General features: G+C 65.2%; 21 protein-coding genes. 9 read left to right on the top strand and 12 right to left on the bottom strand.

Going from position 1 to position 24,816, the window contains the following annotated elements:
• Nucleotides 1-100: 100 nt before the first annotated feature.
• Nucleotides 101-1,471 (bottom strand): hypothetical protein, encoded by a 1,371-nt coding sequence (locus MXAZACID_RS09175; protein WP_144052724.1) that lies wholly within the window; start codon nt 1,469-1,471, stop codon nt 101-103.
• 390 nt (nt 1,472-1,861) lie between these two features.
• Nucleotides 1,862-3,595: a chloride channel protein gene (locus MXAZACID_RS09170; protein ID WP_051060337.1), complete on the bottom strand. Its 1,734-nt coding sequence runs from the start codon at nt 3,593-3,595 to the stop codon at nt 1,862-1,864.
• A 72-nt stretch (nt 3,596-3,667) separates the two neighbouring features.
• Between MXAZACID_RS09170 and rsmA the strand changes: the two genes are divergently transcribed.
• Nucleotides 3,668-4,498 (top strand): 16S rRNA (adenine(1518)-N(6)/adenine(1519)-N(6))-dimethyltransferase RsmA, encoded by an 831-nt coding sequence (gene rsmA, locus MXAZACID_RS09165; protein ID WP_008493999.1) that lies wholly within the window; start codon nt 3,668-3,670, stop codon nt 4,496-4,498.
• 140 nt (nt 4,499-4,638) lie between these two features.
• Here the strand turns inward: rsmA and htpG are convergent, their stop codons facing one another.
• A complete protein-coding gene (htpG, locus tag MXAZACID_RS09160; RefSeq protein WP_008493998.1) occupies nt 4,639-6,426 on the bottom strand; it encodes a molecular chaperone HtpG in 1,788 nt (595 codons plus the stop codon).
• Nucleotides 6,427-6,557: 131 nt separating this feature from the next.
• Between htpG and MXAZACID_RS09155 the strand changes: the two genes are divergently transcribed.
• On the top strand, nt 6,558-7,022 hold the full coding sequence (locus tag MXAZACID_RS09155) for a hypothetical protein (RefSeq protein WP_008493997.1): 465 nt from the start codon (nt 6,558-6,560) through the stop codon (nt 7,020-7,022).
• Nucleotides 7,023-7,083: 61 nt separating this feature from the next.
• Here MXAZACID_RS09155 and MXAZACID_RS09150 read toward each other — a convergent pair whose 3' ends face one another.
• Both MXAZACID_RS09150 and MXAZACID_RS09145 read right to left on the bottom strand, forming a co-directional pair.
• A complete protein-coding gene (locus MXAZACID_RS09150) occupies nt 7,084-7,320 on the bottom strand; it encodes a YMGG-like glycine zipper-containing protein (RefSeq protein ID WP_008493996.1) in 237 nt (78 codons plus the stop codon).
• A gap of 123 nt (nt 7,321-7,443) precedes the next feature.
• Complete coding sequence (locus MXAZACID_RS09145) at nt 7,444-7,695, bottom strand: YMGG-like glycine zipper-containing protein (RefSeq protein WP_035179279.1); 252 nt, start codon at nt 7,693-7,695, stop codon at nt 7,444-7,446.
• A 179-nt stretch (nt 7,696-7,874) separates the two neighbouring features.
• Between MXAZACID_RS09145 and MXAZACID_RS09140 the strand changes: the two genes are divergently transcribed.
• Nucleotides 7,875-8,912: a rod shape-determining protein gene (locus MXAZACID_RS09140; protein WP_008493993.1), complete on the top strand. Its 1,038-nt coding sequence runs from the start codon at nt 7,875-7,877 to the stop codon at nt 8,910-8,912.
• Between the two features lie 80 nt (nt 8,913-8,992).
• Here MXAZACID_RS09140 and MXAZACID_RS09135 read toward each other — a convergent pair whose 3' ends face one another.
• On the bottom strand, nt 8,993-10,927 hold the full coding sequence (locus MXAZACID_RS09135; RefSeq protein WP_008493992.1) for an AsmA family protein: 1,935 nt from the start codon (nt 10,925-10,927) through the stop codon (nt 8,993-8,995).
• Nucleotides 10,928-11,154: 227 nt separating this feature from the next.
• Between MXAZACID_RS09135 and dapF the strand changes: the two genes are divergently transcribed.
• From dapF to MXAZACID_RS09120, 3 genes are read left to right on the top strand one after another with little or no spacing between them, the layout of a single operon-like run.
• The gene (gene dapF / locus MXAZACID_RS09130; protein WP_008493991.1) at nt 11,155-11,973 is read left to right on the top strand and encodes a diaminopimelate epimerase; all 819 of its coding nucleotides are present in this window, start codon (nt 11,155-11,157) and stop codon (nt 11,971-11,973) included.
• A gap of 3 nt (nt 11,974-11,976) precedes the next feature.
• Nucleotides 11,977-12,894 carry a signal recognition particle-docking protein FtsY gene (gene ftsY / locus MXAZACID_RS09125; RefSeq protein WP_008493990.1) on the top strand — a complete coding sequence of 306 codons (918 nt, stop codon included), beginning with the start codon at nt 11,977-11,979 and terminating at the stop codon, nt 12,892-12,894.
• Entirely contained in the window at nt 12,891-13,970 is a 1,080-nt protein-coding gene (locus MXAZACID_RS09120; RefSeq protein WP_008493989.1) for a hypothetical protein, read from the top strand. Before ftsY ends, MXAZACID_RS09120 begins: the two co-directional genes overlap by 4 nt.
• 133 nt (nt 13,971-14,103) lie before the next feature.
• Here the strand turns inward: MXAZACID_RS09120 and MXAZACID_RS09115 are convergent, their stop codons facing one another.
• The gene (locus tag MXAZACID_RS09115; RefSeq protein ID WP_008493988.1) at nt 14,104-14,406 is read right to left on the bottom strand and encodes a hypothetical protein; all 303 of its coding nucleotides are present in this window, start codon (nt 14,404-14,406) and stop codon (nt 14,104-14,106) included.
• A 123-nt stretch (nt 14,407-14,529) separates the two neighbouring features.
• Between MXAZACID_RS09115 and ade the strand changes: the two genes are divergently transcribed.
• Nucleotides 14,530-16,248, top strand: a complete 1,719-nt coding sequence (ade, locus tag MXAZACID_RS09110; protein WP_008493987.1) for an adenine deaminase — start codon at nt 14,530-14,532, stop codon at nt 16,246-16,248.
• A gap of 179 nt (nt 16,249-16,427) precedes the next feature.
• On the opposite strand, the gene MXAZACID_RS09105 is transcribed toward ade, so the two are convergent.
• The 4 genes from MXAZACID_RS09105 to MXAZACID_RS09090 form a co-directional block, all read right to left on the bottom strand.
• Nucleotides 16,428-17,204 (bottom strand): aminotransferase class IV, encoded by a 777-nt coding sequence (locus tag MXAZACID_RS09105; protein ID WP_008493986.1) that lies wholly within the window; start codon nt 17,202-17,204, stop codon nt 16,428-16,430.
• Nucleotides 17,197-18,513, bottom strand: a complete 1,317-nt coding sequence (locus tag MXAZACID_RS20385; protein ID WP_008493985.1) for an anthranilate synthase component I family protein — start codon at nt 18,511-18,513, stop codon at nt 17,197-17,199. The genes MXAZACID_RS09105 and MXAZACID_RS20385 overlap by 8 nt, the downstream gene beginning before the upstream one ends.
• Before the next feature lie 25 nt (nt 18,514-18,538).
• The gene (locus MXAZACID_RS09095) at nt 18,539-19,498 is read right to left on the bottom strand and encodes a GTP-binding protein (protein WP_008493984.1); all 960 of its coding nucleotides are present in this window, start codon (nt 19,496-19,498) and stop codon (nt 18,539-18,541) included.
• A 105-nt stretch (nt 19,499-19,603) separates the two neighbouring features.
• Complete coding sequence (locus tag MXAZACID_RS09090; protein WP_008493982.1) at nt 19,604-20,647, bottom strand: glycosyltransferase; 1,044 nt, start codon at nt 20,645-20,647, stop codon at nt 19,604-19,606.
• 166 nt (nt 20,648-20,813) lie between these two features.
• On the opposite strand from MXAZACID_RS09090, the gene MXAZACID_RS09085 reads away from it, so the two are divergent.
• On the top strand, nt 20,814-22,040 hold the full coding sequence (locus MXAZACID_RS09085) for an O-antigen ligase (RefSeq protein ID WP_008493981.1): 1,227 nt from the start codon (nt 20,814-20,816) through the stop codon (nt 22,038-22,040).
• Here MXAZACID_RS09085 and MXAZACID_RS09080 read toward each other — a convergent pair.
• Nucleotides 21,949-23,010 (bottom strand): glycosyltransferase family 4 protein, encoded by a 1,062-nt coding sequence (locus MXAZACID_RS09080; RefSeq protein ID WP_008493980.1) that lies wholly within the window; start codon nt 23,008-23,010, stop codon nt 21,949-21,951. The genes MXAZACID_RS09085 and MXAZACID_RS09080 overlap by 92 nt on opposite strands.
• 138 nt (nt 23,011-23,148) lie before the next feature.
• On the opposite strand from MXAZACID_RS09080, the gene MXAZACID_RS09075 reads away from it, so the two are divergent.
• Nucleotides 23,149-24,798 (top strand): methyl-accepting chemotaxis protein, encoded by a 1,650-nt coding sequence (locus MXAZACID_RS09075; protein WP_008493979.1) that lies wholly within the window; start codon nt 23,149-23,151, stop codon nt 24,796-24,798.
• The last annotated feature ends 18 nt before the right edge of the window (nt 24,799-24,816 follow it).

The raw sequence follows: 24,816 nt of genomic DNA, 5'->3' as shown, positions 1-24,816 counted from the left end.
CTAAACGCTTGATGCTCTAAGACCTGCCCGCAACCATCAGCGCAAAAAAACCTGCCTTGGCGGACCAAGGCAGGTTTCCAGGTGAGATCCGGGAGCCGGATTAGACGAAGGTGATCACATTGTGGGCGCCGTTGACGCTCACCTGGCTCGTGGTCACGTTCGAGAGGGTGATCACGGTGTTGTCGGACAGCAGGATCTGCGTGCCGCCAGCCAGACCAGCCTGGACGCTCTCAACCGACGGGCCGCCGGCACCGTTGGAGACGGATTTCAGCAGGTTGATGGTGTCGTTGCCGCTGAAATCATTGATGGTGAAGGAGGAGCCGCCGAAGGTCAGCGCTTCGCCACCCGTGGTGGTGTAGGAGCCGAGCACGTCAAACACGTTCTGCGAGCCGGAGACGGTAGAACCGGTCAGGGTCGTGCCATCAACATTGCCGAGCAGGAAGGTCTGGGTGCCGGAGCCACCAGCGGAGGCGAGACCGCCGACCGCCTGGATGGAGCCAATGCCAGGCTCTTCAAGGCCGAGATAGAAGCCGTTCACGGTGCCGCCACCCATCAGCGTCTCACCGCCGGCGCCGGCGAACAGCTGGTTGTTGGCACCACCAGCGATCAGGGTGTCGCCCTGGCCACCGCCGACCAAGGTCGAGCTGCCGCTGCCGCCATTGATGGAGTTGAAACCGCCACGGCCGCCAACATAGAAGCCGCCGCCCTGGCCACCGAACACGGTGATAGAGTTCGGGGCGAACACATTCTGGCCACCACCAGTGGTGTAGGAGCCGGAGAAGATGGTCTGCGCCTGGGAGGAATTATTCACGAAGTCCAGGTTACCACCGGCGTTGGTATGGAACACCACGCTGACCTTGGAATTGCCGGTCGCGGTCACGGTCGCGACATCGCCGCCGCCGAGGAACACGGAGGTGGTGGCGTTGCCGGTCGCGGTCACGGTCTCGACACCGTTGGTGCCGTTGAAGTTCAGCGTGTCGTTACCCGCGGAGGTCACGTTGTAGCTGGAGCCGCTGCCGGTCGCGTTCAGCGAGTCAGCGCCGCCAGCAGCGAAGATCGAGCCGGTGCCGCCGCCAACATTATAGGTAACATTGCTGTTCCCGCCGAAGATCGCGACGGAGGTCGAGGCCACGCCATCGACGGTCACATTGCCCGGAACCTGCACGAATAGGTCGGTGGTGCCGGCGCCGACAGTCGCCACGCCAGCGGCGGCGCCGTTGGTGGAGGCGCCATTGGCGTCAACATTGGTGATTTCGGTGAAATGCGGCGCAACGCCGACGCCTATACCGAACACCGTGCCGGCGGTGATATCGATATTGGTGAAGCTCGCAGTCCCACCGGTCACTGACGCCGTAACGCCGTTCAGATAGGTCTGCAACAGAGTGTTAACCGGGCTCGACAGAGCGGACGGAACACTGAGAATACCATTCTGGCCGTTAAACGCGCCACCTACAGTCAAAAATCCGCTCATAATAACCCCTTAAAATCTCCACCTTTGCGAGTTTAGTACCGCCTCCGAAGTGGAATTGCAAGGAAAAGGCCACCTCAGATTGTTAAGAACGTGTTGCGAAGCACAAAAATTTTTACGTCAAAAATTGGACTTAATCTATATCATTGACAAAAATATCATTAAAAAAACAATACATACCGCCATATTCGAGCAAATCTAACTATTATTGTAGATTTATCAATTTTTATTAGACAATTCTCCCTTGTTTCGTTTCTTCTACAACACAAGTTTCATTCTTGGAATTTCGTCTAAATAACATTAATTTTTTCTCGTTTCGAAATCGTTCTTGAAGCCCTGTTTTCATGACCCACAAGACATAATTTCCTATTCTTAATTCGGGCTTTAACGGCTTTATTCCCCGGACACCTCGCGCCGCTTGCGGTCCAGCTCCTCATTATAGCGGCGTAACGCATATTGCTCGGTCAGCAGCCCCAGCACCTTGCGGCTCTCGCCGCCATCGAGCACCGCCAGCGCATCCGCTTCCGCGGCCTCGAACAGCGCCAGCGCCTCCTTCACATTCATCCCGGGCCGCAGGAAATAGTCCTGAAGATGCAGAATGTCGGTAATCTGCCGCCCCTCCCCTGTCACCGACGCCGCCTCCGCAGGGTAGGCGATGCCGGCATAGCGCCCGTCCGAATCCACCACCACCACGCGTTGCGTGGTGCCCAGCGGCACTTCCTGGCGGAACACCGCCAGGCTGGTCTGCGGGCGGACCGTCATCTGCACCGGGCGCATCATCCGGCCGACGGTGAGCGTATGGATCCAGCCGACATCCACCGCGGAGCGGATCTGCTCGCCCCGCAAATGGAAGCGCCAGGTGGCGAAGGAGTAGCCGAACAGCCGGCGCACGGTGATGGTGGCGACGATCGAGGCCCCCAGCACCGCCATCGTCACGTTGAAATTCTGCGTGCTTTCCAGCGCCAGGAAGGTCATCGTCATCGGCCCGCCGATGATGGCGGCGGCCATGCCGCTCATCCCCACCACGGCGTAGAGGCCGCTGGGCATCGGGTGGATGAACGGCACCAGCAGGGCGATGCCGGCGAAAACCTTGCCGAACAAGGCCCCCAGAAACAGCGAGGCGAAAAACAGGCCGCCACGGAAGCCCGCGCCGATGGAGAAGGCGGAGGCAATGGCCTTGGCCAGGAAAAACCCCGCAACCAGAAGAAACGGAAAGCTCACATCTATATAAGCATGCAATGCGGAGTGGCCGGAGGAGAGCGCCTTGGGCGTCAGGCAGCCCAGCAGCCCCACCAGCGCGCCGCCCAGCATCGGCCGCAGCCAGGTCGGGATGCGGCTGCGGCGAAACGCGGTTTCGATCAGCGTCACCCCGCGCATGATGACGATCCCCGCCATGCCGCAGGCAATCCCCTCGATCAGGATGACGCCGTAAATATCGTTGGGCACTGTCGCCGGCAGCGTCACCACCAGAGGCGGCGAGGAAAAGCCCAGAATCTGCACGGTCAGCGTGCCCAGCAGCGCGGCGATGACGACGAAAGGCAGTGTCACCACCGAATAGATGCCGATGATCAGCTCGATGCCGTAAAACGCCCCGCAGAGCGGCGCGTTGAACGCCCCGGCGATGGCCGCCGCCGCCCCGCAGCCGACCAGCGTGCGCAGATCATTCCGGCGCAGGCGGAACTGTTTGCCAAACCAAGAGGCCATACCGGCGCCCAGCTGCGCATAGCCGGCCTCCATGCCCACCGAAGCGCCGACGCCGTTGGACCAGACCGTCTGCGCCGCGACGATCAGCGAATCGGTCAGCGACATCCGGCCGCCATAGAGCGCGTTGGCTTCGATCGGATCGACGATCGGCTTCGGCCGGAAGCGCGCCAGCCCCCAGAGCACCACCCCCAGGATGAAGCCGCCCAGCGTCGGCACGCCAAAGGCGCGCAACGGGTCCAGGTCCGGCGTTTCGGACAATTCATGGCCGGGCGCCAGGGCGAACAGATTCTGGTGCATCAGGAACGAGATCTCGTTCATCAGCGCCACGCCGAATCCCGCGAGAATCCCAACCCCGGCCGCCAGCAGGACGAGCCAGACCTCATCCACCCGCACCAAAGCGCGCAGCAGACGCGGAACCTGCATGAACCCTGCCTTCTCGTCCGGCTTATCCACAGCTCCCTGTTGCCATGGCGCGGCGTGGGGTAACAAGCCGCCATGGCTAAAATATCTCTCCCCTCCCTGGCGGACACCATCCGCACCTTCGATCTGCGGGCCGACAAATCCCTCGGCCAGCACTTCCTGCTGGACCCGGCCCTGCTCTCGCGCATCGCCGCGGCGGCGGGGTCGCTGAAAGGGGTGAATGTCATCGAGATCGGCCCGGGCCCGGGCGGGCTGACGCGGGCACTTCTGGAGAGCGAGGCGGCGCATGTCACCGCCATCGAGTTCGACAAGCGGGCGGTGGCCGCCATCACCCAGCTCGCCGGCACCACGGAGCGGCTCAGCATCATCGAGGCGGATGCGATGCGGGCGGACCTGGCGGCGCTGGTGCCGGCCCCGCGCGCCATCGTCGCCAATCTGCCCTATAATATCGGCACGCTGCTGCTGGTGAACTGGCTGCAGAACGCGGCGGATTTCCAGTCGATGACGCTGATGTTCCAGCTGGAGGTGGCGGCGCGGGTCTGCGCGCAGCCGAATACCGGCGCCTATGGCCGGGTTTCGGTGCTGGCGCAGTGGCTATGCGATGTGACGATGCTGATGCGCATTCCCGCCGGCGCCTTCGCGCCGCCGCCGAAGGTGGAATCGGCGCTGATCCGGCTGGTGCCGAAGGCCGCGCAGCCGACGAAGGCCGAGTTGAAGCTGATGGAGCGCCTCACCGCCGCCGCCTTTGGGCAACGGCGCAAGATGCTGCGCGGGGCGTTGAAGCCGCTGGGCGGCGAGGCTTTGTGTGAGGCGGCGGGGATTGACGCGGCGCGGCGGGCGGAAACGCTGAGCGTGGCGGAGTTCGTGACGCTGATGCGGGTTCTGGAAGCCCGCGAAGGAAAATAGGAGCAAAAGTTTTTTGGTGCCGCTTTTTTTCAAAAAAGCGGCGAAAACGTTTGGGGTGGTGGCAACGCCGTTGCCACCACCCCAAACCTTTGTGGGGACTTTTTGAAAAAAGTCCCCACACCCCCAAAAACTTTTATAAATTAAGCGTTTGCCAGCGCCGCCGCCACCTGGCGCACGAACGCCGCCGGATCCTCCGGCAAATCGCCATCCTGCAGCTTGGCCAGATTCAGCAGCAGGCGCGCCGCCTCGCTCACATCCTCCTTCGCCGCCAGCGCTTCCACCAGCTTATGGCCCGGATTGATCTCCAGCTTCGGCGGCAGCCCGAATGTCGGCCGGCCAGCGCGTTTGAGCAAACGCTGCATCGCCAGGTCCGGCCCCGCCTGTGCCGCCACCAGCATCGCCGGGCTATCCTTCAGCCGGGACGACGCCGCAACCTCGGACACCTCCGCCCCCAGCGCCTCTTTCAGCTTGGCGCAAAGGGCGGTGATCGCCTCTGGCGCCTCCGCCGCCTCGAACAGCGAACCGGCCTGGGAGACGGAAACCAGCTTCTTCTCCTTGTAGCTGCCCAGCCGCCCCGGCCAGAACGCGTCGATCGCATCGCCCAGCAGCAGCACCTCATAGCCCTTCTCGGCAAAGCCCTCGAGCTGCGGCGAGGTCTTCAGATGCGCGGCATCCCCGGCCAGGTAATAAATGTCGCTCTGCCCCTCCGGCATCCGCTCGATATAGCCATCCAGCGTCGTCGCCTCCTCCTTGCTGGAAGCAAAGCGCAGCAGCGCGGCGATCTCGGCGGCATGGCCGGTATCCTCGTAAATCCCTTCCTTCAGCACCGAGCCGAAATTCTCCAGGAACGGCTTGAACGCCGCCTCGTCCTTGGCCTTGTTTTTCAGCTCGGTCATCACCCGGTTCAGCAGCGCCTTGCGGATCTTCTCAAGCACCGGAGTCGCCTGCAGAATCTCGCGCGAGACATTCAGCGGCAGATCCTCGGTATCCACCACGCCGACGACGAAATTCAGCCAGTTCGGCAGCAGCTTCGCCTCATCGGTGATGAACATGCGCTTCACATGCAAACGCAGCCGGCTCTCCTTGGTCTCCTCCACCGGCATGAACGGCTTGGAGGAGGGGATGAACAGCAAGGCGGTGAATTCCACCGCGCCCTCGGCCCGCCAATGGATGGTGGCGAAGGGCTCGTCCCAGCCCTGGCCAACATGGCGGTAAAACTCGGTATATTCCTCCGGGGTGATCTCGGAACGGCTCTTGCGCCATAGCGCCTGGCCGGAGGTCGCGGCCTCGAACGTTCCGTTGTCCTCCACCTCCACCGGCAGGGTGATGTGGTCGGCCCATTTATTAATGACCGTCTTCAGCCGGATCGGCTCCAGATATTCCTCCGCATCCGGCTTCAGATGCAGCAGGATGGTGGTACCCGGCGCGCCGCGCTCGGCGGGCTTGAGCGTATATTGCCCCTGCCCGTCGGACATCCACTCCCAGGCCTCGTCGGTCCCGGCCTTGCGGGAGATCACCTCCACCTTTTCCGCCACCATGAAGGCGGAATAGAAGCCCACCCCGAACTGGCCGATCAGGCTCGGCCGCTCCTCTGGCTTGGCCGAGGCCAGCTGCGCGGCGAAGCCGGCGGTGCCGGATTTGGCGATGGTGCCGAGATTTTCCGCCAGCTCCTCCTTGGCCATGCCGATGCCGCTATCCTCGATGCGCAGCGTCTTCGCCCCCTTATCGGCGGCGATGCGGATGGCGGCATTGTCCGGCAGCGCCAGCTTTTCATCCGAAAGGGCGAGGAAGCGGCGCTTATCCGTGGCGTCGGCGGCATTGGCCACCAGCTCGCGCAGGAAAATCTCCCGGTCGGAATAAAGGGAATGCACCACCAGATCGAGCAGCCGGCCCACTTCGGTGCCGAAATTCCGTGTCTCTTCGCTCATGCGACCCTCCTGTATTCAAACGATTTCAGCTCGGGGATGTAATGCTCCTGGCGCGCGCGGCCAAGAGGGTTGAGATTGGCAGCGCCCCCACCAGCTTGGTAAGACGCCCATCATCCATAGCGGAGCGAGACATGCCGGCCACTGCCTCTTTCGTGCGTTTGCCACGGGAAAATCTGCGCGACCTGACCGATGCCGCCAACGGGGACGACCCGCAGGGCCTGGCCGATTATCTGGCCGCCACCGGCACATCGGTGGTCGAATTCGAGGAAGACGGGGATATTTTCTCCGTCCTGATCCCGGTTCTGGCCGATGATTATGACATCGACCTGGAGACCAGCGAGAATTCCATCGTCGCCGACCTGGCGGACGCGACGGATGCGCTGGTGATCATCCTCACCAAGGAGGATCAGAGCAAATATATGGACCAGCTGGACCCGGAGGGCTTCTCAGCCAAAGAGCTGCAGGACGCCTATGAGGATTTCACCGACGAGGACGAAAAAGGCGCCGGCCAGGCCATGCTGGCCGGCATCAGCGCCTTGTATCAGGCCTTGCAGGAGGTGGATGCCGACCACGTGGTGATCGTCACGGTTTCCTGAATGGGGCGTAACGCTGGTCTCTCCGCAAGGAGAGACCAGCGCCCGGATCAGTTGCCCAGAATCAGTTACCCAGGTTCAGCTGGCGATGGCTGGTGGCGGCACCGGTGACGGCACCGGCCGCACCGCCGATCAACGCCCCGGTCCCAGGCCCCAGGCCCGTCGCGGCGCCGATGATGGCGCCACCGCCCGCGCCGATCGCGCCGCCCGTGAGGGCGCGATGGCCGGGTGAGTAGCCGCACCCGGTCAGCGCGGTCAGGGACGCGGCCAGAAACAGGCCGGCAGAGATTTTGCGAAGCATTTCCAACTCCCGTGGTTCATAACATAACAAAAAGGATATTTAGTCCGCCTTCGGAAATTCAACCGGCCGCCGATCGCCTGACGATTCCTTCATGAAACCTTCAGTCATAATCGGCCGACGCCGTTAATTCCCGACCAGCGGACGCCCCAGATTCAGATTATGCGGGCTGATCGCCGCACCGGCGACCGCGCCGACACCACCGCCGACCGCCGCGCCAATGCCCGGCCCCACGCCGGTCACGCTGCCGATGATGGCACCGGCACCCGCGCCGATGGCACCGCCCGAAAGCGCGCGCGACCCAGGCGAATAGCCGCATCCGGCCAGGCTCAAGCCCGCTACGGCCAACAGGACAACAGGGGTGACTTTGTACGCCACGTTTACATCTCCTTGATCAATCAGCAATCTGGTCTAAACGATATATTGGGCGCGCAATATGGCGAATGAAGGGCTTCTTTGAGGCTTGCCCCTTTGCTGTACGGGCTGTAAGGCCAGCGCAATGCGGCGTTCTTGACGGCGCGGCGAAGATCTCGCCGGACTAAGCGGAAAGGGTTTTGATGTTTTCCAAACTTCTCGGCCTCATGTCGGCCGACATGGCGATCGATCTCGGGACCGCGAACACACTGGTTTATGTGAAGGGCCGGGGCATCGTCCTGGCGGAGCCCTCCGTGGTCGCCATCCAGGACGTGAAGGGCCGCAAGCAGGTGCTCGCCGTCGGCGAGGACGCCAAGCTGATGCTCGGCCGCACCCCCGGCAACATCCAAGCCATCCGGCCTCTGCGCGACGGCGTCATCGCCGATTTCGAGGTGGCGGAGGAGATGATCAAGCACTTCATCCGCAAGGTGCATAACCGCCGTGGCTACGCCTCGCCGCTGATCATCATCTGCGTGCCCTCCGGCTCCACCGCGGTCGAGCGCCGCGCCATTCAGGAATCCGCCGAGAGCGCTGGCGCGCGCAAGGTGCTGCTGATCGAGGAACCGATGGCGGCGGCGATCGGCGCCAACCTGCCCGTCACCGAGCCCTCCGGCTCGATGATCGTCGATATCGGCGGCGGCACCACCGAGGTGGCGGTGATCTCGCTGGGCGGCATCGTCTATGCGCGCTCGGTGCGCGTCGGCGGTGACAAGCTGGACGAGGCGATCATTTCCTATATCCGCCGCACCTTCAATCTGCTGATCGGCGAAAGCTCCGCCGAACGCATCAAGATGGATATCGGCGCCGCCTGGGTGGAGAGCAACCAGGATGGCCCGAGCCGCTATGTGAAGGGCCGCGATCTGATCAACGGCGTGCCGCGCGAAGTGACGGTGACACAGCGGCAGATCGCCGAGAGCCTGGCCGAGCCGGTCGGGCAGATCGTCGAGGCGATCAAGGTGGCACTGGAAAACACCCCGCCGGAACTCTCCGCCGACATCGTCGATAAGGGCATCATGCTCACCGGCGGCGGCGCCCTGCTGCACCGGCTGGACGAGGTGCTGCGCGTCTCCACCGGCCTGCCGGTGATGGTCGCCGAGAACCCGCTGCAATGCGTGGCTCTGGGCACCGGGCGGGCGCTGGAGGAGCGCAATCTGCGCTCTGTGACCTCCGCGATGTACTGAAGTCATGGGAACTTTTTGAAAAAAGTTCCCATACCCTCAAAAACTTTTGCTCCCATTCTACCCCGGCCCCGGCCGGGGTTTTATTTATGCAGCTTGGCCAGCGTGTCTTCGCAGGCGTTTTTATCGCCCAGCCCCAGCCGGATCGTCGGGATGATCGCCAGCGGCGGGAACAGCACCCCCAGCCCCACCGCGCTGCCCACCCGCGCCGCCAGCGGCCCAGGGGCCGGCATGATGCTCGGATGTTTCAGCGTGCCGCCGATATTGATCGGGGTGGACAGATTGCCGATCGAAAAATGCGTCGCCTCCGTCCACATATGCAGATTCAGCGTCTCGGTATCCAGATTGGCCGTGCCCTTGCCGAGAATGTTCGATTCCTTCGTCGCCACCAGGAAGGCATTGGTGTTCATCTGCCCATCCTTCAGCGAGACATCCGAGATCAGGCACTCGATCGGCGTCTTGTTCGGCACCCCCAGCGCGGAGAGGATCGCCGGGCCGCCCTGCAGCCCGACCAGATCCACCAGCAGCGCGCTGATATCGCCGCCATGCTGCAGGAACAGCGAAGCATGGCCATCGCCATGGCCCAGGATCGCCGCCATCGAATTGCCGGTGCCGGAAATCCAGGCCGAACCCCCGACCGTGCCATTGCCGGCAAAGCCGGTGGTGGAGCCGACGATGCGCGAGAGCTGCAGGCGCCGGAAATCGATATTCGCCTTGGCATGCAGCACGTTCTTATCCGGCGTCAGATCGATGGCGCTGGCGATGGTCCCGGTCCCCACCGCGAAATTCAGCGGATCCACCGTCACCCGGCCGTCCTTGACCACCAGATGCGCCACCAGATCATCCAGCGGCACGCCCTTATTGATGATGTGCTCGCCCTTGTAGCGCAGATCCACATCCACCTCGTTCAGCTTCGGCAGATTGATCGGCGTCGAGGGCAATAATTTTGAACTGTCCGCCGCCTTCGCCAGCTTGGCCTTGGTCGCCGCATTCTGGCCGGGGGTGTTCTTGTTGCCCGGCGTGCCGCCCAGGAAGCCGGCGAGATCGGTCAGATCCACCCGCTTCGAGGTCAGGCGCGCGGTAATCTGCCGGCGCGGCTCGCCCGGCGCCTCGGCGATGGTGCCCTCCAGATCCGAAGAGCCGACATGGCCGGTGAAATCCTGCAGCCGGAAGGCCTTGTCCTGATACACGGCGGTGCCGGTCAGGCTGAAAGGCGGGGTGTCGGGGATCGGCACCCCGGTCAGTGCGTAAAGATTGGCCATGTTCTGGCCGGAGAAAGAGAGCTTCAGATGCGCCCCGGCGAAATGCGCCGGATCGTTCAGCGTTCCCGCCAGCTTCACCATTGTGGTGCCGTTCTGCAGATGCAGCGCCACCGGATAGGGGGTCGCCGCATCGCGCAGCGAGAGCAGCGCCCCGCCGGTGAAATCCCCGGTGATCGGCGCATTCGCATAGGTGCCCTTGACCGTCACCACGATCTCGCCGCCGGTGAACAGCTTGCTGTCGGCGGGCGCCGGGCGGGTTTCGATCGCCAGATTGAAATCGGCTTTGTAACTTGGCAGTTTCACGCTGGCCTGGCCGCCATGGATCAGCAGTACCCCCAGCTTCGGCGGGGTGCTGGAGCTGGGCGAGGCGGCCAGCTTCAGCGTATAATTGGTCTCGGCGCCAGTCTGCCGCAGCGAAATCACCGGCTGCTCCAGCGCGATCACCGGCAGCTCCAGCTGCTGGTGCCGCAGATAATGCAGCGCCGCCACCTCCACCCGCAGCTCGGGGATCTGCGCCAGCGGCGGGTCCTCCGCCGGGAAGCCCTTCGGGTTGGCGATGGTGATGCCATCGGCGCGGATGATGATGGTCCTGCCCAGCGTCACATGCAGATGCTGGATGCTCACCGGCCGGCCTGTTTCGGCCGAGGCCCTGGCCTCCACCACCGGAATGAACCAGTCCCAGTTCCAGAAGATGATCAGCAGCAGGATCAGTATAAGGATGGGACAGGTGATCCTGATCCACAGATTGCGCCGCATCCCGCCTCCCCTGGCCCAAAAACTCTAGATAAGGGCGCGATTGCGCGGCGCAACCGCACGAGAGCGTATTCCGCTCAGCTTGGCGCGCGGACCACGCTCTCGCTTTTTGTTTGAACGAGCAACTTTATCCGATCAAACGCTTCCGTTTGATCGGATGTTGCTCTAACCATCTTGTCATTACCCCGCACGGATTTGCCCCGCCTGGGGCGAGACGGTAAGGAAGGCGCATGCTCCCGTTCATCAAGATGCATGGCGCCGGCAATGATTTCGTCGTGCTGGATGGCCGCGTGACCAAGCCCGCCCTCGCCCCCGAGGCGATCCGCAAGATCGCCGACCGCCGGCGCGGGGTCGGCTGCGACCAGCTGATCATCATCGAACCGGATGGCGCGGGGGCGGATGCCTTCATGCGCATCCTGAATTCCGATGGTTCCGAGAGCGGCGCCTGCGGCAATGCCACGCGCTGCGTCGCCGCCCTGTTGGCGGAGGAGAGCGGCGCGCGGCATGTCTCCATCCGCACCGCCGGCGGGCTGTTGCAGGCGGAAATCCTCGGTCCCGGCCTGGTCGAGGTCGATATGGGCCCGCCGCATCTGGAGTGGGGCGACGTGCCGCTCGCGGCCCCCGCCGACACGCTGCATCTGCCCCTCGCCCTCGGCCCCGTCGCCGATCCCGCCGCCTGCTCGATGGGCAACCCCCACGCCACCTTCTTCATCGAGGATTTCGCGCATCTGCCGATCGAGACCATCGGCCCGATGCTGGAGAAAAACCGCATCTTCCCCGAGCGCGCTAATATCGGCTTCGCCAGGATCGAAAGCCCCTCGCGCATCCGGCTGCGGGTGTGGGAGCGCGGCGCGGGGCTGACGCTTGCCTGCGGCTCCGGCGCCTGCGCCACTTTGGTGAACGCGCATCGCCGGGGGCTGACCGGCCGCCAGGCGGTGGTGGAGATGGATGGCGGTGAGCTGTTGATCACCTGGACGCAGGCCGGCCATGTGCTGATGCGCGGCCCCGCCGTGACCGCCTTTGCCGGTGAAATTCCCGAAAGTCTCTAAGCCATGGCCAGTTCGTTCTTCTCCCGGCTGAAATCCGGCCTCTCGCGCTCGACCGCGAAACTGACCGGCGGCATCACCGCCATTTTCACCAAGCGCAAGCTCGATGACGAGGCGCTGGAAGAGCTGGAGGAGCAGCTGATCGCCGCTGATCTCGGCCCCGCCGTGGCGGCGCGCGTGATCAAGGGCTTCCGCTCCACCCGCTTCGGCAAGGAGGTGACGGATGCCGAGGTGCGCGAGACGCTGGGCGCCGAAATCGCCGAAATCCTCACCCCGGTCGCCAAGCCCCTGGAGCTGGACCGGGCGCATAAGCCTTATGTGATCCTGATGGTCGGCGTGAACGGCGCCGGCAAAACCACCACCATCGGCAAGCTGGCGGCACTCTACCGCGAACAGGGCCTCACCCCGATGCTGGCGGCCGGCGACACCTTCCGCGCCGCGGCGGTGGAACAGCTGCAGGTCTGGGGGCAACGCGCGGGCTGCGAGGTGGTCACCGCCCCGGCCAATACCGACCCCGCCTCGCTGGCGCATGACGCGCTGAGCCGCGCCCAGAAAACCGGCGCCGATGTGCTGCTGATCGACACGGCCGGGCGGCTGCACAACAAGACCGCCCTGATGGAGGAGCTGCGCAAGATCATCCGGGTGATCCGCAAGCTCGATCCCACCGCCCCGCACGCCACTTTGCTGACGCTGGACGCCACCACCGGCCAGAACGCCGTCACCCAGGTCGGCATCTTCAAGGAGATGGTGGATCTCTCCGGCCTCATCGTCACCAAGCTGGACGGCTCGGCGCGCGGTGGCATCGTCGTGGCGCTGGCGGAAAAATACGGGCTGCCGATCCATGCGGTGGGCACCGGCGAGCAGATCGCCGATTTACGGGATTTCGACGCCACCGAATTCGCCCAGGCCCTGGTTGGCCAATGAGGCGGCTGCTGGCCGCCTGCCTCGCCGCGCTGCCGCTGGCCGGCTGCATCCAGCTCGGGCCGCATCAGCTGCAACAGGATACGGTCAGCTACGCCCAGGCGCTGGGCAACGCCCAGAACCAGCAGACGCTGCTCAACGTGGTGCGGCTGCGCTACGCGGATTCGCCCAGCTTCCTGCAGACCACGCAAATCATCTCCTCCTACCAGCTGCAGCAGACGCTGAATGCCGGGCTGGAGGCCTATCCGAGTGCCGCCACCTCGGCCGGCAACTATATCTCCGGCGGGCTGGGCGGAACCTTCCAGCAGAGCCCGACCTTCACGCTGGAGCCGATCACCGGCAAGAATTTCGCCGAAAGCTTCCTGCGCCCCTTCTCCCCGGCGGAGCTGATCCCCTTCGTCGGCGGCGGCATCCCGGTGGACATTCTGTTCCGGCTGGATGTGCAATCCATCAACGGGCTGCAAAATTCCCGCGAGCTGGGCGGTGCAGATGGGCTGGGCTCGCCGGATTTCTTCCTGTTGCTGCATGATCTGCGGCTGCTGCAGATCGGCGGGGTGCTGGATGGCGGCCAGGTGGAAACCAAGCCCGCCAGCGGCAAAAGCCCGGCCCAGACCAAGACCATCCTGGCGATCGAGCCGACGGACGATCCGGACCTCGCCCGCGTCGCCGCGCAAACCCGCGCGCTGCTCGGCATGAAGCCGAACGAACAGACCGCCACGGTCTATTACGGCACCGGCAAGCCGCCCTCCGGGCAGATCATGCTGCAGACAAGGCCGATGCTCGGCATCCTCAACCAGCTCGCGATCCAGGTGGAGGTGCCGGAGGCGGATGTCAAAGCCGGGCTGACCACCCCGACATTGGGCACGATCGGCATCGCCAAACACCCGGTCGTCGTCGTGCATTCGGGCGACAAGGCGCCGAAAGATGCCTTCGTCTCGGTGAAATACGGCGCCACCTGGTTCTGGATCGCCAATGACGATTTCAACAGCAAGGTGGCTTTTTCGATTGTGCAGACCTTGCTGTCCCTGGCCCAGACCAGCGCGACACCGGGAACGATCCTGACCATCCCGACGAGCTAAGAAACGCCTTCATCACAAAAGTTTTTTGGTGCCGCTTTTTTTCAAAAAAGCGGCAAAAACGTCTGGGCGTACGCACCGCCGCCGTCCCGCCCCGAACATCTGTGAGAGCTTTTTGAAAACCTCGACAGGCCGGTCAACGTGCCTTCAGTGTCTTGCCCTTCAGGATACGCGCCTTGTTCGCCCGCACCCGCCGCTTGGCCGGGGCCATCGCGGCATTCGCCACCGCCTGCGGCTTCGCCCCGCGCAGCGCCGCTAGCCCGGCCTGCATCGCGCCTTGTGCAAAGGCCTGCTGCTTTTCCGCCCCCAACGCCGCCAGCCGCCCGGCCGCCTTGCCCGGCTGCATCCAGAGCTGGGCGCTGTGCATGGCGAAGACAAAGCCGGCCTCAGCCAGCCAGAGATACGCGGCGAAGGGATTGAGCGGGGCTTTTCGGGTCATCCGTCCGATTTGGGGGCGCCGCCGCACGCCTGGCCTGTCATGTCGAAAATATAATGAGCCTCGAACAAGGCTGCCTCACGAAATTACGTCTGGCCAGCCCCAGCCATCTCTGTATCATGGGTCATGGAGACCAAAGCCAAACTGCCTCCGGGCTTTCTTGAACGCTGCATCGACCAGGCCATCGGCCGCACCCAAGCCGATCTGGTCATCAAGGGTGCCAGCATCCTCAACCTGATCACCGGTGAGATCGCGGTCAGCGACATCGCCATCACCGGCAACCGCATCATCGGCACCTATGAGAGCTATCAGGGGGTGCGCGAGATTGACGGGCGTGGCCTGTTCGCCGTGCCGGGCTTTATCGATACCCATGTGCATTGCGAATCCACCTTGGTCGCACCTGGCGAGTTCGACCGCATCGTGCTGCCGCGCGGCACCACCACCGCGATCTGCGACCCGCACGAGATCTGCAACGTGCTCGGCGCGCAGGGGTTGGCGTATTTCACCCAAAGCGCCGAGGCTTTGGCGATGGATCTGCGCGTGCAGCTCTCCAGCTGTGTGCCCGCCACCGGGCTGGAGACCTCCGGCGCCGAGCTGCGCGCCGGCGATCTGCTGCCCTTCCTCAGCCACCCGAAAATCCTCGGCCTGGCGGAGTTCATGAATTTCCCAGGGGTTCTGCATAAAGACCCGGTGGTGATGGAAAAGCTCTACGCCTTCGCCGGCGAGCATATCGACGGCCATGCGCCGAAACTCTCGGGCCGGGAGCTGAATGCCTATCTCTCCTGCGGCATCCGCAATTGCCATGAAACCACCTCCCTGCCCGAGGCCTGGGAGAAATTGCGCAAGGGCGTGCATCTGCTGATCCGCGAAGGCACCGTCACCCGCGACGTGACGACACTGAGCCCGGCTTTGACGCCGGAGACCTCGCTCAACTGCTCCTTCTGCACCGATGACCGCAACCCGCTGGATATTTTTACCGAGGGCCATCTGGATTATTCCGTGCGCAAGGCCATCGCTTCCGGTGTGGCGCCGCTGCACGCCTACCGCGCCGTCTCCTACGCCGCCGCGCGGGGCTTTGGGCTGCGGGATCGCGGGCTGATCGCGCCCGGGCAGCGCGCGGATATCGTGCTGCTGGAGGATCTGGAGGCCTGCGCGGTGAAGCGGGTCATCGCTGGCGGGCGGCTGGTGGAGGAGATCGATTTCGCCGCCCGCGCCCTGCCCGGCTTTGTCGGGCTGGACAGCATGAAGCTGGAAAAGGTGAGCCCAGAGGATTTCCGCACCCCCGGCACCGGCCCGACCACCGCGGTGATCGGCATTTTGCGCGACAAGATCGTCACCGAGCATCTGACCATGACGCTGCCCTACCGCAATGGCGAGCGCCTGCCGGATCTGGCGAATGACGTGCTGAAAATCGCGGTGCTGGCCCGGCATGGCAAGAACCGCAATATCGGGCGCGGCTTCGTGAAGGGGTTTGGGCTGAAGAATGGCGCGCTGGCCTCCTCGGTCGGGCATGACAGCCATAATGTCTGCGTCGCCGGCACCGACGATGCGCAGATGGCGCTGGCGGTGAACCGGCTGGTGGAGCTGGGCGGCGGCTTCGTCGCGGCGGCGAACGGCCAGGTGGTCGGCGAACTGCCGCTGAAGATGGCCGGGCTGATGTCGGTAAAATCCGCCGAGGCGGTGCGCGAGGAGCTGATTGCCCTGCGCGCCGCCACCCGCGCCATGGGCTGCGAGCTGGCCGAGCCCTTCCTGCATCTCGCTTTCCTGCCGCTGCCGGTGATCCCGCATCTGAAAATCACCGATATGGGCGTGGTGGACGTGGATAAATTCGCGCTGGTGGATTAGCGGCCTCGCAAACCCTCCCCGGATCGGCATCCATCCCGCCATTTGCCGCTCCCAAGCCGCTTCGCGGTTTGTCCGTGGCGTCAAGGGCGCGCAGCTTCGCTGCACGTCGCCGCAGGCGAGTATACCCCTTGATGCCACGGGCAAACCGCGGAACCATAGGCTGATCGCCCTGATGCGGATCACTCAGGCGTCGTCATCTCCGGCAGCGCCACCCCATCCAGCGCCAGAACCGGCCGCAGCGCCAGCACATTGCACACCGCCAGCGCCCGCGCGGCGCGCAGCATCTCGACGCTGATAACCGCCTCCGCCACCGTACCAGACGCCAGAAGCCTGGCGCGGCGAATGCCGGGCAACGCGCCCTCCGTCAGCTTCGGCGTGAGCCACAACCCCTCATATTTCACCAGCAGATTGCCGATGCTGGCACAGGCCACCCGCCCGGCGCGGTTGAGCAAAATCGCCTCCTGCGCCCCGGCCGCCTCAGCCTCCTGCCGGGCCAGAATGTGCGGCAGATAATTCAGCGTCTTCACCTGTGAGAGCGGCGAGGTTTCATCGCGCGCGATCGAGCGGCAAATGATCGCCTGCACCGGCCCCGGCGCGGGCAGGGGAAAGGCCGTGGCCAGCACGGTCGGGCGGGGTTCAGCGGGCGGCAACAACCCGCGCGGGCCGGGGCCACGGGTGAGGGTGAGGCGCGCCCCACCCTCCGCAATGCCATTGGCGGCGGCGGTGTGCGCCAGAATTTCGGCCATTCCGTCCGCCTCAAAGGGCAGCGCCAGCCGCAGCTTCCTTGCCCCCGCCGCCAGCCGGGCGAAATGCGCCGCCGCATCCTGCGCCACGCCGCCGCTCAATCGTAGCGTTTCGAAAATCCCGTCCCCCAGCGTGAAGCCGCGATCCGTCACCGGGACCATCGCCGCTTCCGCCGGCAGCAGCCGCCCGTTCAGCCAGACGATCTCAGCCATGCGCGATCAAAGGGGAGAGTTTCAGCATCATCTCCTCATACTCCGAAGCCGGATCGCTGTCCCAGGTGATGCCGCCCCCGGCCTGGGCGTAGAGGCACTCAGGCGTGGCCACCGCGGTGCGGATGATGATGGCGCTATCCATCGCCCCATCCAGCCCGATCCAGGCGAGGGCGCCGCAATAGGCGCCGCGCGCACCCGCTTCCAGCTCGTCGATAATCTGCATCGCCCGATGCTTCGGCGCCCCGGTGATGGAGCCGCCGGGTGAGCAGGCCAGCAGCAGATCCGCCGCCCCCACCCCGGGGCGCAGCTGTCCGGTGACGGCGGAAACCAGATGATGCGCCTGGGCAAAGCTCTCCACCGCGAACAGCTCCGGCACCTGCACGGAGCCGATTTCGCAAAGCTGGCCGAGATCATTGCGCAGCAGATCGGTGATCATCAGATTCTCCGCCCGCTCCTTCGGATCGTCCCGCAAGGAAGCGGCGGCCCGCGCGTCCTCCCGCGGGCAGGCCTCGCGCCGGGCGGTGCCTTTGATCGGCCGCGTCTCCACCGCGCCGCTGCGGTTTACCGAGAGAAACCGCTCTGGTGAGGCGCTGCATAAGGCCGCCCCGGCACCGGTTTGAATAAAGGCCGCGAAGGGCGCGGGGCTGCGGCGGCGCAAGGCGGCATAATAAGCGGCGGGCGAAAAACCCGGGGGCAGCGCCGCGGTGAAGCGGGCGGTGAAATTCGCCTGGAACACATCCCCGGCGCCGATATAAGCCCGCACCCTCTCCACCCGCGCCTCATACGCCGCGCGCGGCGTCTCCTCTTGCCAGTCCGGCTTCGGCCCTGGCGGCAGCGCGGCGGGTTGCCGCAGACGGGCCGCCAGCGCCGCAATCCGCGCCTGCGCCCCCTGCCCTGGCCGATCCCCGGCCAGCACGCAAAGCCGTCGCGCCGCATGGTCGAACCCCAGCACCAGATCGAACATGCCGAACCAGCCTTCGGGCAAGCCGGGAATCGGCGCGTGGCGGGACTCAATCCCGGCTTGCGTCAGCCCGGCGCCATAGCCGAGCCAGCCCATCGCCCCGCCTTTGAAGGCAAACGGCCAGTCCGGCGGGCAGGCATCATCCTCGGGCCGGGCAGAAGCCAGCCAACCCGGCAGCTCATCGGCCCGGGCCAGGTCCAGCACCGCGTAGGGCTCCAGCCCGATATAGCTGACCCTGGCGCGCGCATCGCCCGTAGCCGCGCTGTCCAGAAACACCAGCGGCACCTCCCCGGCCAGCGCCACGAAGGCCGCGCCGGGCTCGACCCAGCCGAGATCCCGGCACAGCATGGCCGCTCAGCCCAGACGGTTCAGCTCAGGCAGCGCAGCTCTCAAAGCCCCGGCGCAAAGCCGGGCGGTTGAGGTCGCGGCCGATGAAGACGATGCGGCTCACCCGCTTTTCATCCGCCTTCCACGGCGCCAGGAAATCCCCATCGGCGATCATATGCACAGCCTGGAAGGCAAAGCGCCGCTCCTCGCCCTCATAATTCAGGATACCCTTGGTGCGCAGAATATTCTGCCCCTGGCTCTGCAAGATATGGCCGATCCAGGTGTTGAATTTCTGCGCCGAGAGCGGCTTGTCGGTGGAGAGGCTGATCGAGGTCAGATGCTCGTTATGGGTGTGGCTGTCTTCCTCCAGGAAGTCCGGCACATTCGCCAGCACGCGCTTGAGGTCGAACGCGCCCAGCCCCAGCAGCTCATCCGCCGGCACATCGCCCTTGGTGGTCTTCTTGATCACCGCATAGGGGTTGATGGATTTGATCTTCGCCTCCACCGCCGCCAGCTCTTCCGCATTCACCAGATCCAGCTTGTTGAGCACGATCACATCCGCGAACGCCACCTGGTCGGCCGCCTCCGGGCTGTCCTCCAGCCGGGTGAGGAAATGCTTGGCATCCACCACGGTCACGATCGCGTCCAGCCGGGTCTTGGCCTTCACATCCTCATCCACGAAGAAGGTCTGCGCCACCGGGGCCGGGTTGGCGAGGCCGGTGGTCTCGACGATGATGCCATCAAATTTCTGGCTGCGCTTCATCAGCCCGCTGACGATGCGGATCAGATCGCCGCGCACCGTGCAGCAGATGCAGCCATTATTCATCTCGAACACTTCCTCATCGCTATCCACGACGAGGTCGTTATCCACCCCCAGCTCACCAAACTCATTGATCACGACAGCATATTTCTTGCCATGCGTGCCGGTGAGCAGATGGTTGAGCAACGTGGTCTTGCCCGCCCCCAGATAGCCGGTGAGGACGGTGACAGGAACGAGATCGGACATTTTCAATCACCTAAAATTCTGAATTCGAAGACAGCATGTAGCGCCGGAATGGACCATAACAAGACGAAGAGGGGCAAGACGGAGCGGGGCAAGGTTGCACAATCCTCAGGCCGGATGGTCCGGCCAGGGATAGTCGCTCTCCCGCGTTTCGCCGAAAGCAGCCTCGACGATATAGGCCGCCACCCGGCGCTCATTGAACAATTCCGCATAGCGCGCCCGCCCCGCCGCCGCCGCGCGCATCCGCGCCCGGGGCTCGGCCTTATAGCGCGCCAGCATCTCCGCCAGCTCCTCCAGCGAGGAGAAAAACCCCATCTCATCCTCGCCGAAAAACCGGTCATAGCCGGTGGCGCGCTCGATGAAGGCGAGCTGGCCATTGCCGGTGAGATGCGCCAGCCGGTCCGAGCTATAGAGGAAATCATCCCCCCGCCGGCTGATATTCAGCCCCATCCCGGCCTGGCAAAGCGCCGCCTGATAGGCCGCGCCATTGAGGAAGGGCCGGTCGATCCCCGGTGTCAGCCAGCGCAGGCCCGGCAGCCGCGCCTGCAGCCCGGCCACGAAATCCCGCATATCCCAATCCTGCCCGCAAACATGGCGCGGCGGGCGCGAGGGGTTGCCGCAGGCATAGAAAATATCGAAATCCGGGGTTTCCACCTCATCCATCCGCCCGCGCTCGATCGAGAGATCCACCGGATTGGGCATGAAGCCGACCCGCACGCCAGGGCGGCGCAGCGCCGCCATCGAGGCGCCGGCGGTGCTCACCAGGGTCAGATCAACCACCCCCAGCTTGCCCTCGATGCGGCGGATATTATCCGGCTCGAACAGCGGATCGACATTCCATTGCACCACCCGCAAGCCCGGCAGATCACCGCGAATGGCCGCAATCGTCTGCGCATCCACCATATCCGCATGGCCGAGCACCAGCAGCTCTGGCTTATGCGCCCGGCAATAATCGCGGATCATCCGGTTGAACGGCCCGCGCCCCAGCCGCCTGTGGCCAAAGCCGAAGCCGCGCGCCAGATCCCGGTCCGAAAGCGCCAGCACCTGATGCCCGTTGCGGATGAAGCCGTTGCAGAGCTTGATGCCGGTGGCGTGCTGGTTGAGGCTTTTCAGCGATACCGGGGCGTAGCCGATATGCACGATCCGGAGCATGGGCAGGCTGATGTCCTTGTTGCGCGGCTGGATGCAAGGCAGTCTGGGGCGTTACGCGAAGGGGGCGGCGAAGTCAACGAAACCGCCAGCCCCGGGGGTGGCCTTGACACCTGCCGCATCGCTGCGCCATCGCCATGCGCATATGGCTCTCCCCTCCAAAGCTGCGATGCGCCCTGTTGAGGCCGGCAGACGACGCTGGCACCCTGGCTTTCTGTTCACACCGCGCCTGGCGCTGCCGCTCACCCTCGCGGCCGGGCTGCTGCTGCCCAGCAATGCCGCCTGGTCCACCTTCTTCTATATCCTCGGCCTGCCCACCATAGGCTGGCAGCTCTGGCGCGGCGCCCGGCCGGATGCCGCAAACCGCCCGCTGCTGGCCATGCTCGCCCTCTGGGCCTGGTCCAGCCTCACCATCGCCTGGGACCGCAATATTTCCGGCCAGGGGGATGGCCATGGCTATTGGCTGCTGAATGCGCTCTGCACCCTCGCCTTCCTGCTCTGTTTCGACTTCGCCACCCGCCAGGATGCCAGCGCCCGCCGCCGCGCGGTCAGCGCCTTCATCCTTTGCGCGGTGCCGACGGCGCTGCTCTCCATCGCGCTGTTCGCGGTGCAGGACCACTGGACGGGCCGGCTCGGCGGCTGGGGGGCGCTGAAAACCCCGGTCTGGGGCGCCTCGGTCATCGTCATCTGCGTGCTGCTGACGCTGGGGCGAGTTGCCGAGGCCGGGCCCCGGCGCTGGCTCTACGCCACCGCTTTGGTGCCGATGCTGGTTTATCTGCCGCTGAATGGCAGCCGCACCGCCTTGCTCTCGCTGGCGATGGGGGTGATGATGCTGGGGCTGAGCAGCTGGCGCGCCTTCCGGGCCCTGGTCATTGCCGGGCTCTGCGCGCTGGCGGCGCTGGCGGGCGTCGTGCTGATGCGCCCGGTCTGGGTGAAAGCGGTGATCGGCAATTTCCTGGCCCGCGGCACGGATTGCCATATCACCATCTGGCGCACCGCCTGGGGGCTGTTCCTGGCGCAGCCGGTGATCGGCTATGGCCCGTCCGCCCGGCTGCCGATCTTGCCGCACGGCGCCTGCCCGGCCTATCCGAGCCCGCATAATCTTTATCTCTCGCTGCTGGTCTATAGCGGGCTGGTCGGCTTCGCGCTGTACGGGCTCTGCCAGATCCTGCTCTGCCGGCATGTGCTGCGCCGGCAGCGCGGCTTTCAGCGCGCCCTGGCGCTGGCGCTGCTCGCCGTGCCGCTGGTCTCCGGCCTGTCGGACCTGACCCAGGTGATCAAGGGCCCCTCGCCGCTCTGGTATATTATCTGGCTGCCGATGCTGCTGGCGCTGCGTGCCGGGCCAGAATCGCCTGGTACGTCTCCAGCATCCGCTGCGTCACCACCGCGCGGGTGAAACCGGCCTGATATTCGGCATGGCCGGTCTGGGCGATGCGCGCGCGCAAGGCCGGATCGTCCAGCACCGCGCGAATCGCCCCGGCGAGCGAAGCGGGATCGTCGGCCGGCACCATCATGCCGTTCTCGCCATTGCGGATGGTGGCGCGCGGCCCGTCCGACTCGCAGGCGATGAACGGGGTGGCGGTGGACCAGGCATCCAATATCACCGTGCCGAAGGGTTCGTAGCGCGAGGGCAGCAGGCAGATATCCGCGCCGCGCAGCAGCGCCCCGCGATCATTCCGCCAACCCAGGAATTTCACCCGCTCAGCCACACCCAGCCGCGCCGCCAGCGCTTTCAGCGCCGCCTCCTCCGGGCCGGAGCCGGCGATCCAGAGATCGCAATCGGGCAGTTGCGCCAGCGCGTGCAGGGCCGTGTCGATCCCCTTCACCTGATGCAGCCGGGAGAGGATCAGCAGCGCCTTGCGCGCAGGCGGCGTGCCGAGGGTTTGCTTGGCAATCGGCGCCGCCTCTTCCACCGACGGGAAGGTCGGCACGTAGAAGGCACTGCCGGGGGCGGCGCCGCTCGCATAAGCGTGGCGGACCAGATCCTGCGTCACCCCGATGAAATCCGTGCAGGCGGAGAAATGCTTTTGCTGCTCCTCATAATCTCCGTACCAGCCGATGATCGCCGGCGCCGCACCGGGGGCGACCAGGCTCACCGCCCGGCGCATCCAGCAATGGATGATGTCCGGTTGATAATCGCGAATCAGCCGCGCCAGCCGCCGGCGCTGCAGCGGGCGCAGGGGGGCGGCCAGCACCTCGGGCGCCATCGAAAGCCCCGCCCCCGCCAGCTCAGCGAAGCGCGGCGCCGCGCGGCGCATGACGATGCGCTGCTCCAGCCCCGCCTCGTGCAGGCTGAGCATGATGTCGGTGGAGTAAAGCTCGGCGCCGCCATTCTTGGCGCCGGCCATGATCTGTAACACGCGCATCTGGGCGTCCCGCCTCTGGGATGAATGCGGCGCTGTTATCCGGTTCGGCACGGCCGGGCAAATCCCGCCCCTCCGTTAAGCGCGGCTTAGCATGCGCCGATTAAAATCAGCTGGAAACCCAACAAGGGGCCGCTTTGCATGCTATACGCTTTGATTTGTCTCGAACTTTTGGCTCTCGCCGCCGGGATTTGGTGGTGCAGGCGCCAGCGGCGGGATGATCTGCGCGCCCTCTCCAGGCTGGTGGCGGAGGCCACCGCCCGGCAGGCGGCGGTGCGCGCCCAGCTTGGGCTGGACCGCAATATCGATGCTCTGCGCGCCGCCCTGGCCCGGCTCGGCCCGCCCCAGCTGGCGGACGACAAGCTGTTTTTTGGCGAAACCTGCCTGCATGGGAATACCGAGATCGTCGATTCCATCCGCGCCGCCCATGGCGGCACCGCGACGATTTTCCTGCGCGATGAACGCATCGCCACCAATGTCACCCAGCCGAACGGGCAGCGGGCCATCGGCACCAGGCTCGCCCCCGGCCCGGCGCATCAGGCGCTATTCACCCGCAAAATCGCCTATCGGGGCGAGGCGCAGATCCTCGGCCAGGATTATTACAGCTATTATGAACCGCTGCTCGCCGCCGGCGAGGTGATCGGCGTGCTCTATGTCGGGGTGCTGAAAACCAGCGTGACCACGCAAAACCGTATGCCGGCGAGCTTCGCCGGCGGCCTTGCCCTGCTGGGACGGCTGAATGAGGCGGCCGCCGCCGATACGCTTGCGGCGGTTGAGCAACGGCAGAGCTACGAGGACCAGCGGCGCCTCGCCGAGGACGAGCAGCGCTGCGCCGCCGCCGCGCAGGGTGAAGCGCTGCACGCCCTCTCCGAAGGCTTGGCGGCCATGGCGAAAGGCCGCCTTGGCCACCGCGTGACCACCAGGCTGGCGGCCGCGTTCGAGGGCGTGCGGGCGGATCTCAATCAGGCCTTCGAAACCTTCGCGCAGGCCATGCAGGCGATCCAGGCCGGGGCGGACGAGGTCTCCGGCGGGGCCCGGGAGATCATGCAGGCCTCGGAGGATCTATCCCAGCGGACCGAGCGCCAGGCCGCGACGCTGGAGCAGACCGCGGCGGCGCTCAATGAGATCAACGGCTCGGTGCAGAGCACCGCCGCCTTCGTCGCCCAGACCCAGGGGCTAGCCACCGGCGCGCGCGATCATGCGGATCAATCCGGCCAGGTGCTGCGCCAGGCCACCGCGGCGATGCAACGGATCGAAGACGCCTCCGCCAGGATCACCGAAATCATCGGGGTCATCGATGAAATCGCCTTCCAGACCAATTTGCTGGCGCTCAATGCCGGGGTGGAGGCGGCGCGCGCCGGCGAGGCGGGGCGCGGCTTTGCCGTGGTCGCCACCGAAATCCGCAGCCTCGCCCAGCGCTCCGCCGATGCCTCCAAGGAGATCAAGGCGCTGATCGCCAATGCCGGCGCCGAGGTGGAAACCGGCGTCAGGCTGGTGCGCGACGTGAACGGGCTGATGGGGCATATCGTCGACGAGGTGAAGCAGATCGACCAGGCGGTGCAGGATATTTCCGGCAAAACCGTGCAGCAGGCGGCGAGCCTGCGCGAGGTCAGCAGCGCGGTGACCGATCTGGACCAGGTGACCCAGCAAAATGCCGCCATGGTGGAGGAAGCGACGGCGGTGATCCACACGCTGGAAGCGCAGGCGAAACAGCTGAACGGCCTGCTGCTGCAGTTCGAGCTCTCAGCGCCCGCGCCCGCCGCCCGCCGCCAGCTTGCGCATGCGCGCTAGCTTTTTGTTCGAGGGAGC

This window comes from Acidocella sp. MX-AZ02, from assembly GCF_000306035.1.
Taxonomy (GTDB): domain Bacteria; phylum Pseudomonadota; class Alphaproteobacteria; order Acetobacterales; family Acetobacteraceae; genus Acidocella; species Acidocella facilis.
Note: the sequence above shows the minus strand (reverse complement) of the source record. Positions and strands in the feature narration are given on the sequence as shown.

Excerpts from the sequence above, each read along its gene's own strand:
- MXAZACID_RS09175 (WP_144052724.1), bottom strand. The coding sequence starts at position 1,471 with ATGAGCGGATTTTTGACTGTAGGTGGCGCGTTTAACGGCCAGAATGGT.
- MXAZACID_RS09170 (WP_051060337.1), bottom strand. The coding sequence starts at position 3,595 with ATGCAGGTTCCGCGTCTGCTGCGCGCTTTGGTGCGGGTGGATGAGGTC.
- rsmA (WP_008493999.1), top strand. The coding sequence starts at position 3,668 with ATGGCTAAAATATCTCTCCCCTCCCTGGCGGACACCATCCGCACCTTC.
- htpG (WP_008493998.1), bottom strand. The coding sequence starts at position 6,426 with ATGAGCGAAGAGACACGGAATTTCGGCACCGAAGTGGGCCGGCTGCTC.
- MXAZACID_RS09155 (WP_008493997.1), top strand. The coding sequence starts at position 6,558 with ATGCCGGCCACTGCCTCTTTCGTGCGTTTGCCACGGGAAAATCTGCGC.
- MXAZACID_RS09150 (WP_008493996.1), bottom strand. The coding sequence starts at position 7,320 with ATGCTTCGCAAAATCTCTGCCGGCCTGTTTCTGGCCGCGTCCCTGACC.
- MXAZACID_RS09140 (WP_008493993.1), top strand. The coding sequence starts at position 7,875 with ATGTTTTCCAAACTTCTCGGCCTCATGTCGGCCGACATGGCGATCGAT.
- MXAZACID_RS09135 (WP_008493992.1), bottom strand. The coding sequence starts at position 10,927 with ATGCGGCGCAATCTGTGGATCAGGATCACCTGTCCCATCCTTATACTG.
- dapF (WP_008493991.1), top strand. The coding sequence starts at position 11,155 with ATGCTCCCGTTCATCAAGATGCATGGCGCCGGCAATGATTTCGTCGTG.
- ftsY (WP_008493990.1), top strand. The coding sequence starts at position 11,977 with ATGGCCAGTTCGTTCTTCTCCCGGCTGAAATCCGGCCTCTCGCGCTCG.
- MXAZACID_RS09120 (WP_008493989.1), top strand. The coding sequence starts at position 12,891 with ATGAGGCGGCTGCTGGCCGCCTGCCTCGCCGCGCTGCCGCTGGCCGGC.
- MXAZACID_RS09115 (WP_008493988.1), bottom strand. The coding sequence starts at position 14,406 with ATGACCCGAAAAGCCCCGCTCAATCCCTTCGCCGCGTATCTCTGGCTG.
- ade (WP_008493987.1), top strand. The coding sequence starts at position 14,530 with ATGGAGACCAAAGCCAAACTGCCTCCGGGCTTTCTTGAACGCTGCATC.
- MXAZACID_RS09105 (WP_008493986.1), bottom strand. The coding sequence starts at position 17,204 with ATGGCTGAGATCGTCTGGCTGAACGGGCGGCTGCTGCCGGCGGAAGCG.
- MXAZACID_RS20385 (WP_008493985.1), bottom strand. The coding sequence starts at position 18,513 with ATGCTGTGCCGGGATCTCGGCTGGGTCGAGCCCGGCGCGGCCTTCGTG.
- MXAZACID_RS09095 (WP_008493984.1), bottom strand. The coding sequence starts at position 19,498 with ATGTCCGATCTCGTTCCTGTCACCGTCCTCACCGGCTATCTGGGGGCG.
- MXAZACID_RS09090 (WP_008493982.1), bottom strand. The coding sequence starts at position 20,647 with ATGCTCCGGATCGTGCATATCGGCTACGCCCCGGTATCGCTGAAAAGC.
- MXAZACID_RS09085 (WP_008493981.1), top strand. The coding sequence starts at position 20,814 with ATGCGCCCTGTTGAGGCCGGCAGACGACGCTGGCACCCTGGCTTTCTG.
- MXAZACID_RS09080 (WP_008493980.1), bottom strand. The coding sequence starts at position 23,010 with ATGCGCGTGTTACAGATCATGGCCGGCGCCAAGAATGGCGGCGCCGAG.
- MXAZACID_RS09075 (WP_008493979.1), top strand. The coding sequence starts at position 23,149 with ATGCTATACGCTTTGATTTGTCTCGAACTTTTGGCTCTCGCCGCCGGG.